15 protein-coding genes are annotated in these 14,929 nt (G+C 50.2%); 5 read left to right on the top strand and 10 right to left on the bottom strand.

Features of this window, described 5'->3' with window-relative positions:
* Nucleotides 1-23: 23 nt before the first annotated feature.
* The 4 genes from ygfZ to ACR64Q_RS08290 all read left to right on the top strand — a co-directional run bounded on the left by ygfZ (nt 24) and on the right by ACR64Q_RS08290 (nt 4,683).
* Nucleotides 24-977 (top strand): CAF17-like 4Fe-4S cluster assembly/insertion protein YgfZ, encoded by a 954-nt coding sequence (gene ygfZ / locus ACR64Q_RS08305; protein WP_313734267.1) that lies wholly within the window; start codon nt 24-26, stop codon nt 975-977.
* 14 nt (nt 978-991) lie between these two features.
* The gene (locus ACR64Q_RS08300; protein ID WP_020481918.1) at nt 992-1,834 is read left to right on the top strand and encodes an HDOD domain-containing protein; all 843 of its coding nucleotides are present in this window, start codon (nt 992-994) and stop codon (nt 1,832-1,834) included.
* A gap of 13 nt (nt 1,835-1,847) precedes the next feature.
* Nucleotides 1,848-2,822 (top strand): COX15/CtaA family protein, encoded by a 975-nt coding sequence (locus tag ACR64Q_RS08295; RefSeq protein ID WP_313734266.1) that lies wholly within the window; start codon nt 1,848-1,850, stop codon nt 2,820-2,822.
* A gap of 121 nt (nt 2,823-2,943) precedes the next feature.
* Entirely contained in the window at nt 2,944-4,683 is a 1,740-nt protein-coding gene (locus ACR64Q_RS08290; protein WP_026600235.1) for a DEAD/DEAH box helicase, read from the top strand.
* A 78-nt stretch (nt 4,684-4,761) separates the two neighbouring features.
* Here the strand turns inward: ACR64Q_RS08290 and ACR64Q_RS08285 are convergent, their stop codons facing one another.
* From ACR64Q_RS08285 to ACR64Q_RS08240, 10 genes are all read right to left on the bottom strand, one after another.
* On the bottom strand, nt 4,762-5,592 hold the full coding sequence (locus ACR64Q_RS08285; RefSeq protein WP_313734265.1) for a tyrosine-type recombinase/integrase: 831 nt from the start codon (nt 5,590-5,592) through the stop codon (nt 4,762-4,764).
* A 62-nt stretch (nt 5,593-5,654) separates the two neighbouring features.
* Nucleotides 5,655-5,996 carry a helix-turn-helix domain-containing protein gene (locus tag ACR64Q_RS08280; RefSeq protein ID WP_313734264.1) on the bottom strand — a complete coding sequence of 114 codons (342 nt, stop codon included), beginning with the start codon at nt 5,994-5,996 and terminating at the stop codon, nt 5,655-5,657.
* Nucleotides 5,996-7,405, bottom strand: coding sequence for a hypothetical protein (locus tag ACR64Q_RS08275; protein ID WP_313734263.1), 1,410 nt, complete (start codon nt 7,403-7,405; stop codon nt 5,996-5,998). Before ACR64Q_RS08275 ends, ACR64Q_RS08280 begins: the two co-directional genes overlap by 1 nt.
* Before the next feature lie 100 nt (nt 7,406-7,505).
* The gene (locus ACR64Q_RS08270; RefSeq protein ID WP_026600231.1) at nt 7,506-8,414 is read right to left on the bottom strand and encodes a hypothetical protein; all 909 of its coding nucleotides are present in this window, start codon (nt 8,412-8,414) and stop codon (nt 7,506-7,508) included.
* A gap of 189 nt (nt 8,415-8,603) precedes the next feature.
* Complete coding sequence (locus ACR64Q_RS08265) at nt 8,604-8,948, bottom strand: hypothetical protein (RefSeq protein WP_313734262.1); 345 nt, start codon at nt 8,946-8,948, stop codon at nt 8,604-8,606.
* The gene (locus ACR64Q_RS08260) at nt 8,948-9,382 is read right to left on the bottom strand and encodes a hypothetical protein (protein WP_313734261.1); all 435 of its coding nucleotides are present in this window, start codon (nt 9,380-9,382) and stop codon (nt 8,948-8,950) included. Before ACR64Q_RS08260 ends, ACR64Q_RS08265 begins: the two co-directional genes overlap by 1 nt.
* Nucleotides 9,383-9,471: 89 nt before the next feature.
* Nucleotides 9,472-9,699, bottom strand: coding sequence for a hypothetical protein (locus tag ACR64Q_RS08255; protein WP_313734260.1), 228 nt, complete (start codon nt 9,697-9,699; stop codon nt 9,472-9,474).
* 714 nt (nt 9,700-10,413) lie between these two features.
* Nucleotides 10,414-10,596, bottom strand: coding sequence for a CstA-like transporter-associated (seleno)protein (locus tag ACR64Q_RS08250; RefSeq protein ID WP_081733713.1), 183 nt, complete (start codon nt 10,594-10,596; stop codon nt 10,414-10,416).
* A gap of 11 nt (nt 10,597-10,607) precedes the next feature.
* On the bottom strand, nt 10,608-10,922 hold the full coding sequence (locus ACR64Q_RS08245; protein WP_231499555.1) for a PilZ domain-containing protein: 315 nt from the start codon (nt 10,920-10,922) through the stop codon (nt 10,608-10,610).
* 106 nt (nt 10,923-11,028) lie between these two features.
* Nucleotides 11,029-13,326 carry a DNA internalization-related competence protein ComEC/Rec2 gene (locus ACR64Q_RS08240; RefSeq protein WP_026600227.1) on the bottom strand — a complete coding sequence of 766 codons (2,298 nt, stop codon included), beginning with the start codon at nt 13,324-13,326 and terminating at the stop codon, nt 11,029-11,031.
* A 260-nt stretch (nt 13,327-13,586) separates the two neighbouring features.
* On the opposite strand from ACR64Q_RS08240, the gene ACR64Q_RS08235 reads away from it, so the two are divergent.
* The gene (locus ACR64Q_RS08235; RefSeq protein WP_026600226.1) at nt 13,587-14,906 is read left to right on the top strand and encodes a PepSY-associated TM helix domain-containing protein; all 1,320 of its coding nucleotides are present in this window, start codon (nt 13,587-13,589) and stop codon (nt 14,904-14,906) included.
* Nucleotides 14,907-14,929: the final 23 nt, after the last annotated feature.

Below are 14,929 nucleotides of genomic sequence, written 5' to 3'. Positions count from 1 at the left end.
GTATTCCTACAAACCTTACCGCCATGCTTGAAGACCGGACAGTTCACACAAACGCTTTTAGCGAACCCAATGCATTTGCTTTATCCAGAAAAGTATTCGCATCCACCGGCCTGAGCCTCATAGAAGTTAGCGGTCAGGATGCCGCAAAACTCTTACAAGGCCAGCTAACATGTAACATTAACGATTTATCGGCATCGCAAGCCAGTATAGCTGGATTCTGCAACGCCAAAGGCCGGGTCATCAGTACGCTATTGGTGGTTAAATCGCTGGAATCTTTTTACCTGATACTGCCTGCGGACTTACTCGACACCGTGTTAAAAAAATTGCGGATGTACGTGCTGCGAGCCGATGCAAAATTGCATGATCAAACCGGAAACATGCATATCCTGGGCATATCGGGTCTTTCGCCTGAATTTGACGTTCCGACAGACAATTTCGCAATCGGGCAAATACCGTTAACGACCATTAAGTTGCCCGCCGCGCCGCGCCATCTGCTATTGGGTACGTCTGATCAGATCGATGAATTTACCGGATTACTGTTTAGCCGATACGCTTTCGAATCCGGCTGCCTGGACGAGTGGCGCTATCAGGACATCTCCACTGCCCTGCCCTGGTTTGATATTAGCCAATCGGAACAACATATTCCGCAGATGTTGGGTATTGACCAGCTTGGCGGCATCAGTTTCAGTAAAGGCTGTTACACAGGTCAGGAAATCGTAGCCCGCAGTCACTATTTGGGCAAAGTCAAACGCGCCTTGTTTATTGCCGAATGCCGTCAATCAGCAAGCGACGTCATTAACGGCTGTAAGGTGTTGGACGGCATTTCTCAGCAAAATATGGGGTGCGTACTGACGAACGCGGTCTGGACCGGAATAAACCGTGCGCTGTTGGTCCTGCAAATAGTTGATGGACTGCCAAAAAACCTTATACTTGATGACGACTATCGCACGCCTATCGCGATAATTTCGGATCAATAGCGGAAATTCAATCCATGCAATTCAAATCTGTTCAAGATTTTTTAGTCCATGTGCAAGCGGAACTGGACGCCAACCGATTAATCCTGCCGACCTTGCCGGATGTGGCCATCAAAGTCCGCGACGCTGTCAGTAAAGGCGATGCCACCGCGCAAAGCCTGGCCGAGATCATCGCAACCGACGCCGCCATTTCCGCCCGTTTGATACAAGTGGCCAACAGCCCTCTGTATCGCGGCACCATGGAAATTAAAAATATTCAAATGGCCGTAACCCGGCTCGGCAACAACACCATTCGCACGCTGATCACCAGTTTGATCATGCAGCAAATGTTCACGCCTACCACGGCGCTACTGGAAGGCTATTTCCGCAGCACCTGGGAGCAAGGCGTGAACGTCTCAGCGATCAGTCGCGCGTTGGCTGCTTTCGTGCCGCATTTAAACGCCGATGAAGCCATGCTGGCCGGGCTGATCCATCAAATCGGTAAATTACCGATATTGACACTGGTCGAGAAAATTCCGGAATTTAGAGACAGCCCATCCCGATTAGACAAGCTGCTGGAGAAAGCCCACCCGCATGTCGGCAAACTGATCATGAACACCTGGAATTTCCCGGAAGAACTTAAATTGGTGCCTTCCGAATATGTAGATTTTCAGCGCGACTCAGGCTCCAAGGCTGATTATGTCGACTTGGTGCAAGTCGCGTTTCTGCAAAGCATCGCCGGCACCGATCATCCCGCCTGCCGCGTCGACTGGAATACTGTACCCGCCTTTGTGAAACTGGGCATCCAGCCCGATACCGAAATTCTGGAAATTGAAGGCGTTTCGGAAGAGATCGAGCTCGCCCACTCAATGTTTCTTTGAGAATTAAAAGCACATGATAGACGCCCAAGACGCCGCCCGGTTTCGCCGCTTAGGCACACTGACCATCTTTGCCGTGTATTTCGTGATTCTGGTCGGCGGCATCGTCCGCGCCTCAGGCGCCGGCATGGGCTGCCCGGATTGGCCGACCTGCTTCGGGCAATGGGTGCCGCCGACGCATGAATCGCAATTGCCGGCCAATTATCACGAAATTTATGCTGCGCGCGGTTATGAAAGCACCGCCTTCAATCCGGTAAAAACCTGGACCGAATATACGAATCGTCTGGTCGGCGTGACCATCGGTTTTCTGATTTTTCTGACAGCCTGGACCTCCAGGGTTTATCTGAAGGCCGATAAAGCGATTTTTTATTTAGCGTTATCGGTTTTTTTACTGGTCGGCTTTCAGGGCTGGCTGGGTTCGGCCGTGGTGGCCAGTAACCTAAAGCCCTTAATGATAACCCTGCACATGCTGCTAGCCCTGTTTATCGTTGCGCTACTTATATACGCTATCGCTAGATCGCAAAAACCGCTGCTGCAAGCCATCGACAGCCATTGGCTGACGCCGCGTTTTGCTTTGGTTTTAAAAATTGCTATGGCCATGACCTTGTTGCAAGTAGCAATGGGTACCCAAGTCAGGGAAGCGGTCGATTACATCGCTCATGAGCACAGCTACATCGACAGACAGTATTGGCGCGATAGTTTTCCGATCATTTTTTATATCCACCGGTCTTTTTCATCGCTCATTTTGTTCACCAACCTCTGGCTGGTCTGGAAAATTTATCAGCACGCCGACAAACATAGCCTGCTGTTGCGCACCGCCTATGTGTTAATGGGATTGATCGTTACCGCCATTTTGGCCGGCGTCAGCCTCGACAGACTGGGTTTTCCAGCCGTTGCTCAACCAGTACATCTATTGATGGCTAATCTGATTTTTGGCGCGCAATTTTTCATCTTTATTTGCTTAAATTACTCTTCCAGAAAAGCAAGCTAGACAAGCCAGGATTTTACGGTAATTATCAATAAGTTAAGCAATATCGAGCCAAGTTGCGATACAATGCCGGGCATAGCTAGCCCATGGCCGGCAACTCTCTTTTTTTCTACAGGTATTATTAATGTCCGACACCCCCTCCTCCGCCACGCCTTCCTTTAAAGATTTATCGCTTTCAGACCCTATTCTCAAAGCCCTGGAAAGTGTCGGTTACGAAACCCCGTCCCCTATTCAAGCACAGATTATTCCGTTCGTGATGGCTGGCCGCGATGTGTTGGGCCAAGCACAAACCGGCACAGGCAAAACTGCCGCATTCGCCTTGCCGATTTTGTCGCGCATTAACCTCAATCAAAAAGACCCGCAAGCTTTGGTGCTAGCCCCGACCCGCGAGTTAGCGATACAGGTTGCCGAGGCGTTTCAAAGTTATGCCGCACATATCAAAGGCTTTCACGTATTACCGATCTACGGCGGCCAGGATTACACCAGCCAGTTGCGCCAATTGAGTCGCGGCGCGCATGTCGTGGTCGGTACACCGGGACGGGTCATGGACCACATGCGTCGCGGCACGCTGAAACTAGACCAACTGACTACTTTGGTATTGGACGAAGCCGACGAAATGTTGCGGATGGGTTTCATCGACGATGTGGAATGGATTCTGGAGCAAACCCCATCGACGCGCCAAACTGCACTGTTCTCGGCAACCATGCCGACTGAAATTCGCAAAATCGCGCAGAAATACCTGAACAACCCCGAACAAGTTACGATCAAGGTCAAAACCGCGACCGCCGCCAATATTCGCCAACGCTATTGGTTTGTCAGCGGCGTGCACAAAATGGATGCCCTGACCCGGATTCTGGAAGCGGAAAATTTTGACGGCATGATTATCTTCGTCAGAACCAAAACCGCCACCATCGAAGTCGCCGAAAAATTGGAAGCGCGCGGCTTCTCCGCCTCGGCGATCAACGGCGACATGTCGCAAGCCCTGCGCGAGCGCGCTATCGACAACCTAAAAAGCGGTAAACTGGATATTCTGATCGCCACGGACGTCGCCGCTCGCGGCCTGGACGTTGATCGTATTACCCACGTCGTCAACTACGACATTCCTTACGACACCGAATCTTATATCCATCGTATCGGCCGTACCGGTCGCGCCGGCCGCACCGGCGACGCGATTTTGTTTGTTTCACCGCGCGAAAAACGCCTGCTGGCCAATATCGAGCAAGCCACCAAGCAAAAAGTCGAAGAAATGCAACTGCCTTCCACCGACTTTATTAACAACGCGCGCATCAACCGTTTCAAACAGCGGATTACCGACACCCTGGCCGGCGAAGAACTCAGCTTTTATAACCAATTAATCAACCAATATCAGGTCGAGCACAACGTACCGGCGCTCGACGTTGCGGCAGCCTTGGCAAAATTGTTACAAGGCGATACGCCTTTGTTGATGAAAGAACCGAGCAAGAAGCCACGCAAAGACGCGGAAGAAAAAGGCCGTCCGGATCGTGGTGACCGTGGCCCGAGGCGCGAAAAAGGCCGGGCCGGCGCTGTGGACATGGAAACTTTCCGCATCGAAGTGGGCCATGCCGACGGGGTGAAACCCGGCAATATAGTCGGCGCCATCGCCAACGAAACCGGTATAGACGGCGATCACATCGCCCGCATCAAAATCGAGGAACACTACAGCACCGTAGAGTTGCCTGCCGGCATGCCCAAAGACTTGTTCCAGGCGTTGAAAAAAGTCCGGGTAGTCGGTAAACCTTTGGATATTTCCAAATTCGACCCGGCTTTGGTAAAAAAAGACAAAAGCAAAAAACGAGTCGGTTCACCGTCAAGACGCGGCAAAAACAAAGACCAGGCCGAATAACTGATTTGTAATCAGCCGGTCGCGGGTTCGAGCCCCATCGCCAGCTCCATATTTATCAAAGGCTTAGGTGTTTTTCACCTAGGCCTTTTTTATTTGCTGTACCAAATTTGTACCTAGTCTTGCGTTATCTGCATACTCGGCAAGATGGCCAGGCGACAAATGAGCATAACGCTGTACCATCGTTGGCTCACTCCATCCTCCCAGTTCCTGCAAAATATTTAACGGTGTGCCGTTCTGCACATGCCAACTGGCCCAGGTATGTCTTAGATCATGCCAGCGGAAGTCTTCAATTCCCGCCCGTTCTAAGGCATGACGCCAAGCCTTGGTATTGGCATTCAACAAGGGTTTGCCTTGGTACGAGAACACGTAAGTATCATGCTGGCCAATTTGCCGCCGTATTACCGCCAAACTTTCTTCGTTTAACGGTACGGCGATAGACTTTCTCGCCTTGGCTTGGTCTGCATGTATCCACGCGCAACGCCGTTGCATATCGATTTGACTCCATTGCAACCGCGTCACGTTACTTTCCCGCAGGCCGGTCGATAACGAGAACTTCACCATTTCCGCTAAATGCGGCGGCAGTTCCTGTATCAACCGGATAGCCTGACCTTGGGTTAGCCACCTGATTCGCTTTTTCGGCTCAGGTAGCAACCGTATATAAGGCACGCTATCAATCCATTCCCCTTCCTTATGTGCTCTATTCAATATGGCCCTGATCACCGCCAGTAACCTATTCACAGTAGCATTGCTCACACCCGTTCCCTTTTTTGCGTCCTTGATCCCATCCAGCATGTCCTTTGATATATCGCTTAGTTTCTGATCGAACAGGTAAGGATGGACCCAGCGAAGATGCTTTTTATCATCTTCAATGCTGGCTTTCTCAGCCTGTTCGACCAGCCATTTCTTCACGGCTTCCTGCCACACATAAGCGGGTTTCTCATTTAGCGTTTGAATACGCCACGCCTCGGCTTTTAACCGGTCGTGGAGTTCTTGCGCGGCTTGCTTGGATGTAGTCCTAGCAGATTGCTGTACTCTTCGTCCATCTGGCGTGGTAAACCGAATCCACCACGTTTCGCCTCTTTTCGATAGTGACATAATTTCACCTCTCTCGTTGTCGTTCCATCAACAACTTGCGGCATTCGCTCGACAGCAGAATATCGGCCCGAAATAAAATCGGCAAGATGTTCCTTGACGAATACCCATTTTCGGCCCGCCTTGCGGCCAGGAATCTCGCCTAGTTTGGCTTTGCGCCGCAGGACTTCCGAATTCATGTGTAAGAAGCTGGCAGCCTCTTGAAGCAATAAGGTTTCCATTACTCACCATCCCGAGCCTTCCTATACGCTTCTGCTTTTGCCTGTTTGATTTTCTCGTCGACAGCCTCACCCACACCAGGAAAGGCGACATTAAACTGTCTGGCTTTGGCAGCGGCTTTTTCCAGGACATAATCAGTAAAGCTCTTACCGTTGTAGTCGCTTTGCATATTGTGAAAGTAACGCGCGGCATTCTTAAAAGCCTCGAAACCTTCCTCTGGATCACGAATCCCTTCCCTCGCCATAAAAGAGGTTAACGCCGCCAGACCATTGATGAACAGGTAACGATCAGAGGGCAGGGCAGACGCCTTGGCCCGAATATCGATACCCACTAGTGGTACGTTCCATTCCAGCGCCAGTAAAGACTCCCAGACCGGATGCAACGGCCAACGCGATTTTGAACTGTCGGATGGATTCGGGATGGTCAATTGCAACCAAGAACCTAACGAATACCGCCATAGCGCGCTGATTTTGGCTAACAAGGTTTCGACCGTACCGGCACCCATTTCCACCAACACCGAGCGCTTGAACTGAAATTCCAAACGCCAGACCGTGGCCTCACCATCCCAACCTTTATCGGCCCATAGTTTTCGCAGGTAGTCTTTCTTAGACTCTTCAAGCTCCTTGGTCTTGTCATACAACCGAGCCGACAAATCGCCGCCCAGGCCGAAGGAATAGCCGGTAAAGTTTCGGCTAATGGTATGCGTCGAAATCCGCTTGGCCCGGCTTACCCATGCCTCTATCGGGATCTCGGCGAAAGGATAAGCGCAGACGAAATCGACGAACACATCCGCCCGGCTGACATTTGCTTGAATCTGTATCTCATCGAAGCAACCGAATTGCTCGATAATCACATCCAGCTCGGCCACCGCATCCAAAACACCGCGATGAACCAGCCAGTCGCTTTTGATCTGCACATAAGCCAATGGGGTTTGCTTGGCGCCCATCCCCGATAAGCTGATCCTAAAGGCATTATCGGACAGGATATAAGAGAATAACCCCGAGCCTTTGCTGTGAACCTCGAAGATATGCCCAGGCACCTTATAAACCGCCTCAGCTTGCTCCAATTCAATCACTGAACGCGCTTGCTCTTTGAGTATGTTCAGCTCCAAGGACTTGCTGAAACTCAAGTCACCGGGATAAGACAAATAGAGACGATCAATCCCGGAGCGCAGCACGAGAACGGGATAATCATCCCCGGTAATGCAGTTTGCGGGTGCTGTGTTACTAGGGGGCGCACCCGAAGCCCTGGCGACCTCCACGGCCATACCGGCCTCAGTGTGGCCACCGCTTCGCGCGGTTTGCGGCTGACCGCCGCAATCCCGCGTCTCGCCGGTGGCTGCATTTAGGGCGGATGGGTCGATTTGTGCGGCAGGGCATGCGGTATCGTGCTGAGTATTTTGATCGTACATAAAGAAATATCTCCGTTAATGCCGGAAGGACCATCCTTCCCGCGACGGATACGAACTTTATGCATCAAAATCCCTACGGACGATGCACTAAAAAAGAATTTCAGTGCGTTGACTCGTAGATGTTTTTATGATTTTGAAAGCGACGATATTCCGTTTTGCGCTTATTCAGGTTACTAACGTCTTCAATCCTGTTCTGCCAGCGATCCAGTCCGGCAGCATCACAAATATCCAATATCTCAGTGCCGGTTAGATCATCCAATAAATTCATGCCGTCCAGGGTGGCAAATAGCATGTAAAGAAGCGGAAATCGAATCTTGCTTTGCAGTGGCGGAATCCGTCTTCGATAGGCGAGTTTTTCCAAGAAATTGCCATCCCCCTCTCGATAAGCGCGCTCCTCGCGCGCTTGAAAATAGGGAATATGACGCATCACGGAAGGATCAATCTGAGCGGCAAAACAAAGAGAATCGTCATCGCCGGCGATGGCTTCGGCCACCAACTGAGTCATCTTCTTGCGATGAACCATCATGGCGATGCAATCATGCACACTGATCATATACAACACCATGAGGCAGCCAGCCTGTTTAGCGGCCTCTTGCTTTTCGTCCTCACTCAGTGATTCGAAGAGAGCCTGAGCTTCCTGCTTTTCCTCCGGCGTTTTGGGAATACGGAAGTCCCAGGTTGAATCAAATTCGTCGGAATCAGTATCGGTAATGCACTCGTCTAAAAAGGCAGTACGCTCTTCGTCGGTATAGCGTTCAAGTTCGGCGTTAAGATCTTTGAATTCATCTTTATCGTAAACGGCGGCAATGAATGCCTTCACGACCACATTTTCAATGGTGTAGTGCTTGGCGTAGTCAGTAAGTTTCAGATTGTTGAGGATCTCGTACATCCATGGCTGGAACTTAATCCAGCCGCCGTCCTTTCTGATTCTGGCCAGCATTTCGCCATAGTCGGGCAGGAGGCGCTGAACGTAACGGGTGGCGAATTTCTTGCTGGGTTTGGGGAGCATTTCAGATGCGCGTAATAAATAACACGCTAAAATTTAGACGATTTCCTGGAGTCGAATGCACCGAGCCGCCATTAACCATCGGTCAACAATTCATGCTAAACGTAAGGTAAACTTCGGAAAGCAGCAGTTTAGGGTGTCTGAACAGAGTCTGATTGAATACTAGGCTGGCGGCATTACCGAAACATAGAGTTATTTCGGCAATATGTCGATCAATCTTTCTGTTTGCGATACGGTTGTGTACTTGTCATTTGCGGTAACTGTAGATGACAGATCATAATCAGCGGTTGTTCTTAATGCTCTCAATTGCTTAAGGATGTAACCGATTTTTTTATCATTAGTGTCAGGGCTTTTGACTAACCCTGAAATTAGCTTTGCATGAACACCGCCGTCTGCAGAGCTATCCATCTTGTAGACATCGAGACAGTGATGATATGCCGCATAATAAGCGCGGCTTATCGAGTTTCTTATTTGAATTTCACTGTCATCAGGCAAAGCTTTTGCGAATTGTAAAAATTCCCGTTTGTCGATTGGCATTAGTTCTGGCAAGCTCTGAACGCAACTGTCATGTTACCGAGATCGATGTTAGGTTGACAGGCCAGCATTTCGCACAACTCCATATTCATCTCGATTGTTGCGTCAACATTCGAGGACGTTCCTATCCAGCTAAATAGTTCTTGAGTTTCTTCTGTATCAATCAAAGAAAGATCCAAGGTTCTGATGTCAAAATGGTGTTTAAGGCGAATGCTTTCCAGAATATTGGAAAGCATATGAAGACTATCTATAGGAATGCCTAGGCTCAAAACCACTTCTGCGTTTTCGAAAAAACCTTGCGTTTCTCTGTCAACCATAGGTAGTTGTAGTGGAATCAATGATTGATAGTGCTCTACCACTTTATCGAACAAACAGAGAAAATAAGCTGCTTTAATTGCCTTTTCAAGAAGTTGAGGAGCGTAAGGAAACCGAGTCAAGCCTTTTTCCGCCCATTGATAACTTTCAAAGATACATCCAATATTGTACAGAGATGTGCAATAAGCATCATAGTTGGAGGCCGAGCTTTCTAAGCGGAAGCTAACTCATGCTGTTTTTTGCATTCTTCTACATCATTGTCCAAGCATGCAATCATCCCTAAGATACAGGCATAAGATGCGTGATTGCCACCTTTGATTTTAGATGCTTCCCGTTTTAACCTAGCAACTTCAAACTCGGAAGGAACTCTACCATCAGCTATGTAGTGGCAAAGTTCGTCAATGAGCTGATTTTCAATTGTATTTGGCTGTAACGTCATTTAAGTTGTCCGGTAAACGGAAGTGTCAATTTTATTAGCAGCTTTTTTCTGTACAAATTAGCAGCAATTGTTAGCTGTACTTAAGTAGTAGCATTTTTTTCTACATCATAACTAACAGCAGCTATTTTCACCACAAGTTTAGATGCGTTTTTTGACCTGCAAGTTCTCAGAAATTGTTTAGAGGCCACATATCAGTTTTACGGCAACATAAGGTTTTGCCGATGATTGTCATTCCAGACACCCAGCTTATAGTCAGTAAGCTCTGGAATTTTCTCTGTTTTTCTATGGCTATCTTTTTTTCGGTCGGCAATGAGAAAAGCTATATGACCAATTCAAAAGCTACGCAACCAGATAGCCGTGGGTCGCTCCGCCCAAGATCAAATCAACAACTGAGCTAATCTAACGTTTGTGTGCTGTACCAAAATTGTACCAGCTCATGTTATTCGAGCCCTGCAACTCAAGTGTGAATGAGGTAGGGCTGGTATAAGCGAAGCCGGCAAGTTATTGATATTTAAGGTTATCGCCTTTAATGTTAGGCTTTGTAATCAGCCGGTCGCGGGTTCGAACTGTCACCAATGACTATAGAAGCTTGGGTTGAAAAACCTGAGCCTTTTTATTGCCTTCCGGCTTACTATTCCATGGCTGTAATAACCGCATCGGATCTTAAAGTAGTCCGACAACTTTTGGTGCCAGCAATTCAAGCAACAATTAAATTCAGCAACACCGCTTCACGCCATTCCATTTACGCTGCGTTTCAGCGGCAAAAAACGCTTTTCTACTTAACGGTGGAAGCTGTTCCGCGTGATGTTCGTGCCAGTGTCGCAGATAGCGTTCATAAGCGGCATCGCCGTTGAGGTGGCGCCAGAATGACCGTAAAGACAGAATGAACGCGCTCATTACGCCCCCGATTAATCTTTACGCTGCGGAGCCAGCTTGACGCATTCGAACATCAGATCGTCAAATTCGTCTTCGCTGTGTTTGTTCGGGTTATATTGCAAGCCGCATTCGCGGTCTTCACGGATATGTTTGATGTTGCCGTGTATCGACATCGCTACCCTCGATTCCGGCAGGATGATGGAAATCCGCAACTCGGCCTCTTCCACTGCTTGCCCCAGGGGTTCTTTCAAACGAATTTTAATGCCGCTGTAACTCATATCGACGACCTGGCCATCGATGATGATTTCACCGCCGGGCGGTGGCGGTTCGATAATGATGTGCGCCACGAGTCCTTCAGGATTAAAACGTATTCTGGTACGGTTATCATTCTCCACTGCAATGCTCCATATTTCGGTCCTGAGAGTATAGGCAGAAACGCCGACACGGCAAAATTTATCTGACATCAATACTCTGCCGATTCGGAGCGGGTGTCCGCCAATAGCGTTGCCGCTTTACTCGCTCTGCTTTGGGCTGAATCTTTTCATATCCAGTGCGCACTGAAATAGCGCCCTGCTCGGCCGTATTGAACCAAGCTATGCCAAGTTGTTTATAGCGTTCGATAACCTGCGGGTGCGGAAAGCCAAAGCGGTTTTTATAACCGGCGGGAATCAAAATAAGCGTGGGATTAACTTTTTCAAGCAAAGCACGGCTTGAAGAGGTTTTACTGCCGTGGTGCGGCGCCAGCAATACATCGCTGGCAAGTTCTTCACCGTACTCGCGCACCAACCAATCTTCAGCCGCTTGTTCGATGTCGCCAGTCAGCAAAAAATGCTGCCGTGCGGTGCTTACTTGTAATACACAGGAGTTATCATTATCGCCGACGAATCCACTTTCCGGAGGGGACAGCACCTTGAATGTTACCTCATCCCAACGCCAGGTTTGGCCGGCCCGACAATACTCGCCGTGTTCGCGTGCGGCCCATTCAAGAACGCTACTAGCGGTCTTGTTCACCGGCAATTCGGCAAGTATCGACTCGGCGCCGCCACTATGATCGTTGTCGCCGTGACTAATCACCAAGCTATCGACTTTAGCGATACCTTGCTCGCGTAAAAACGGCAAAACCACTGAATCGCCCGTATCGGAGTATTCCGAATAACGCGCACCGGTATCGAATACCAGAGTATGTTCCGCAGTTTGTAGCACGGCCGCTAAACCTTGGCCCACATCCAGCACCGTCAGCCAGGCTTCGCCGGGTTTGGGTTTTTCGACCTGCACGAATATCAGCGGAAAAAATAGTAACGGACTTAAATACCGGCATGGAAAGCCGCGTGGCGCCAACAGCAGGAGTACACCGATGGACGCGAATCCAACGGCATACCAGGGCGGCGGGAGGCAATAAATGCTGGCTAAGGGCAATTCGGCCATGTACGAAAGCACCCACCACAACCCTTGCAGGATATAGTCCAGGAGTTGTAGCAACAGCGCACCCAACGCGGGCCAGATGAACAGTAACACCACCGCCAGCAGTGCCGGCGGTACGATCAATATGCCGATAACCGGCACCGCAAACCAATTGGCGATAGGCGATATCAACGATACCTGCTGAAAAAACACGATCAATAACGGCGATAAGCCCACTGCTGTGGCTAATTGCGCGCCGCCGGCTTCGCGCCAGTACGAGGGTCTGCCCAATCGCCCCACCGACACGTAAATCAACAATGCCACTGCCAAAAATGATAACCAAAAACCGACCGATAACACGGCCAAAGGATCGAACAGCAATACGGCCAACAACGCCAGCAATAAAATTCGCATAGCCGCGATATTACGCTGCCAAGCGATTGCCGCAAGAGCTACGCTGAGCATAATTACAGCTCGCAGGGTTGGGACCGAGTATCCCGCCAGACCGGCGTAAAACACCGCAGCTAGCCAAGCGCACAAAGCGGCGGCCCGTTGCGGCGAAATACTCAGCACCCCAGTCCAGGCCCAAAGCCGCCTGGTCCAAAGATAAATCAGGCCGGCGATCAAACTAATATGAGAGCCGGAAATCACAATTAAATGCACAACACCCGTGATTCTGAACACTTGCCATTGCTGTTGGGTGATCGCGTTTTGGCTGCCGATAGTCAGTGCTTTTATGATGCCTAACTGCGCACTGCCGGGCAAAGCCGCATCCAGTCGTTCAGCAATTACCTGCCGACACCGGGCAAAATATTGACCGATACTCGGCGAGATACTCGTAAGTTGCGGCGCAGGTTTGTCGCGCACATAACCCGTCGCGCCGATATGGTTGGCAAATAACCAGGCTTCGAAGTCAAAGCCGCCGGGATTGAGGCGGCCGTGCGGTTTACGCAGTTTTACGTAAAACTCCCAGCTTTGGCCGGCAGCCAAGTTAAATTGCGGGTAATACCAACTCAGACGAATTTTATCCGGAAAATCGCCAGACGGCGCCGTGACAATAAAATCGAAATTGGTCCGCTGCCCTTGTTGTTGCGGCAGAGTGGCAATATAGCCTTGAACCTTCACTTCCTGGTTTTGATAGGCGTCGGGTAATTGTTGGGACAGCCGCCAGCTGCCGAATATACTCGCCCACAACACCCCGGCCAGCAACGCGAAAAATCGCCAATTTCGCCGGTACATCAACAGCAAGCAGCTACCACCTAAACCGATAAACTCAAACAGATTCGGCAAGCGGCTGAATTGTTGGACCGCAACAATTCCGGCCAGAAATAGCAAACTGGTCGCATTCATTGTGTCTCCAACCGAAGTTTATCCTTTACTAACCACCCCATGTTTTTCTACCAAACAAACTCCGCCGCCTAACGTATTTCACGCAGTCTAGTCCATTTTTTAAACTTGTCCGCCCTGCAACGGCTGTCGCGGGCTGGTTGTTGTTACATTAATCCTGCAAAATAGCCAGCTGCCGTGCCCGGCAAATTTTGTTTTTTAATTGATAGCGTCTACGGCTGCTCAGCAGGCGGACTGTCGCTAAAACGCCAACTGTTTACCTAATGCCAGAGACCCATTACCCGTTGATTGTCCGCCCGCGCTTTATCCTCAATGCCCGCAAATGGTGGCGCTTATGCCATGTTTATTTGGCACTATGTTTGGGGCTCATCTTCGCGCTCATCGGCTTGACCGGCAGTTTGAGTATTTACCGGGAAGAATTGGATAGCTTGCTCAATCCGCAATTACGCGTCGATACCCCACAATCACCTGCTTTATCGCCGGACAAAATCGTCGCTGCGGTACGCGCAGCCCAACCGGATCGGCACGGCGCCTGGACACTGGAAATGCCGCGAACGCCGGACGGCATGATCACCGCCTGGTTTGAAAAGCCCAAGGAAAGCGTGGGCGCTTTTTATGCACCGTTGATGGTCTCGGTCAATCCCTACACTGGCCAGGTTGTCGACAGCCGGCTATGGGGGCAGACGCTAACAACCTGGCTGTTGGACCTACATACCCAATTGCAATTGGACGGCTTTGGCCGGAATGCGTTAGCGGTTGTAGGCGGTTTATTAATGTTGTCGGTCTTCAGCGGCTTGTACTTGTGGTGGCCAGGCTGGCGAGCGTTGCCCCGCGCCTTTTCGGTAAGTCAAAACACTGGCTTGATGCGGCTATTGTTTGATTTACACCGACTACTGGGAGTAGCCAGCTCGGGATTTTTAATCTTGCTGGCCTTTACCGGTTTTCATCTGGCTTATCCTACCCTGCTGGAAAACCTGACCGCCGCGTCCGGCATGGGACATGGTGACGCCGGACCCAATGTGCGCAGCAGTGCCATACCCAATGACCGGCCGACCAGTCTGTCGGAAGCAATCTTAGTGGCGCGCGGGCCGTTTCCCAGTTCGGAAGTCCGGCGTATTACTACACCGGTTGGCGAGTTGGGGACGTATCGGATCAATTTACGGCAACTCAACGAGATCAATCAACACCATCCGTTCACGACGGTCTGGGTAGACCGCTGGAGCGGGCAAATTCGCGATGTGCAAAACCCCAACAAATTCTCGGCCGGGCAAACATTTACTACCTGGCTTTGGCCACTCCATACCGGCGAAGCCTTTGGTGAAAGCGGCCGTTTGCTGTGGTTTTTTGTGGGATTGACGCCGACATGCCTGTTTTTAAGCGGATTAATACATTGGTTGTACCGGCATGGCTTTGTTGCGGATCGAGAAGTAGACCTGGCACGGGTCACTGGCGCAGCAACCACTGCTTGCATAACGGCATTAAGACGCGTGGCCCAGGCAATTTTTAGGGTAGTGATCCCAGCTGCAAACAGCTTTTTGCAAAAGATGTACGGCCGAATCAGGCGTATAAAAAGACTAAAGTAGTTGTGTAGGACTTGTTTCTGAGA

The organism is Methylomonas sp. 2F7, assembly GCF_057126975.1.
This window is presented reverse-complemented; position numbering and strand designations above follow the sequence as displayed.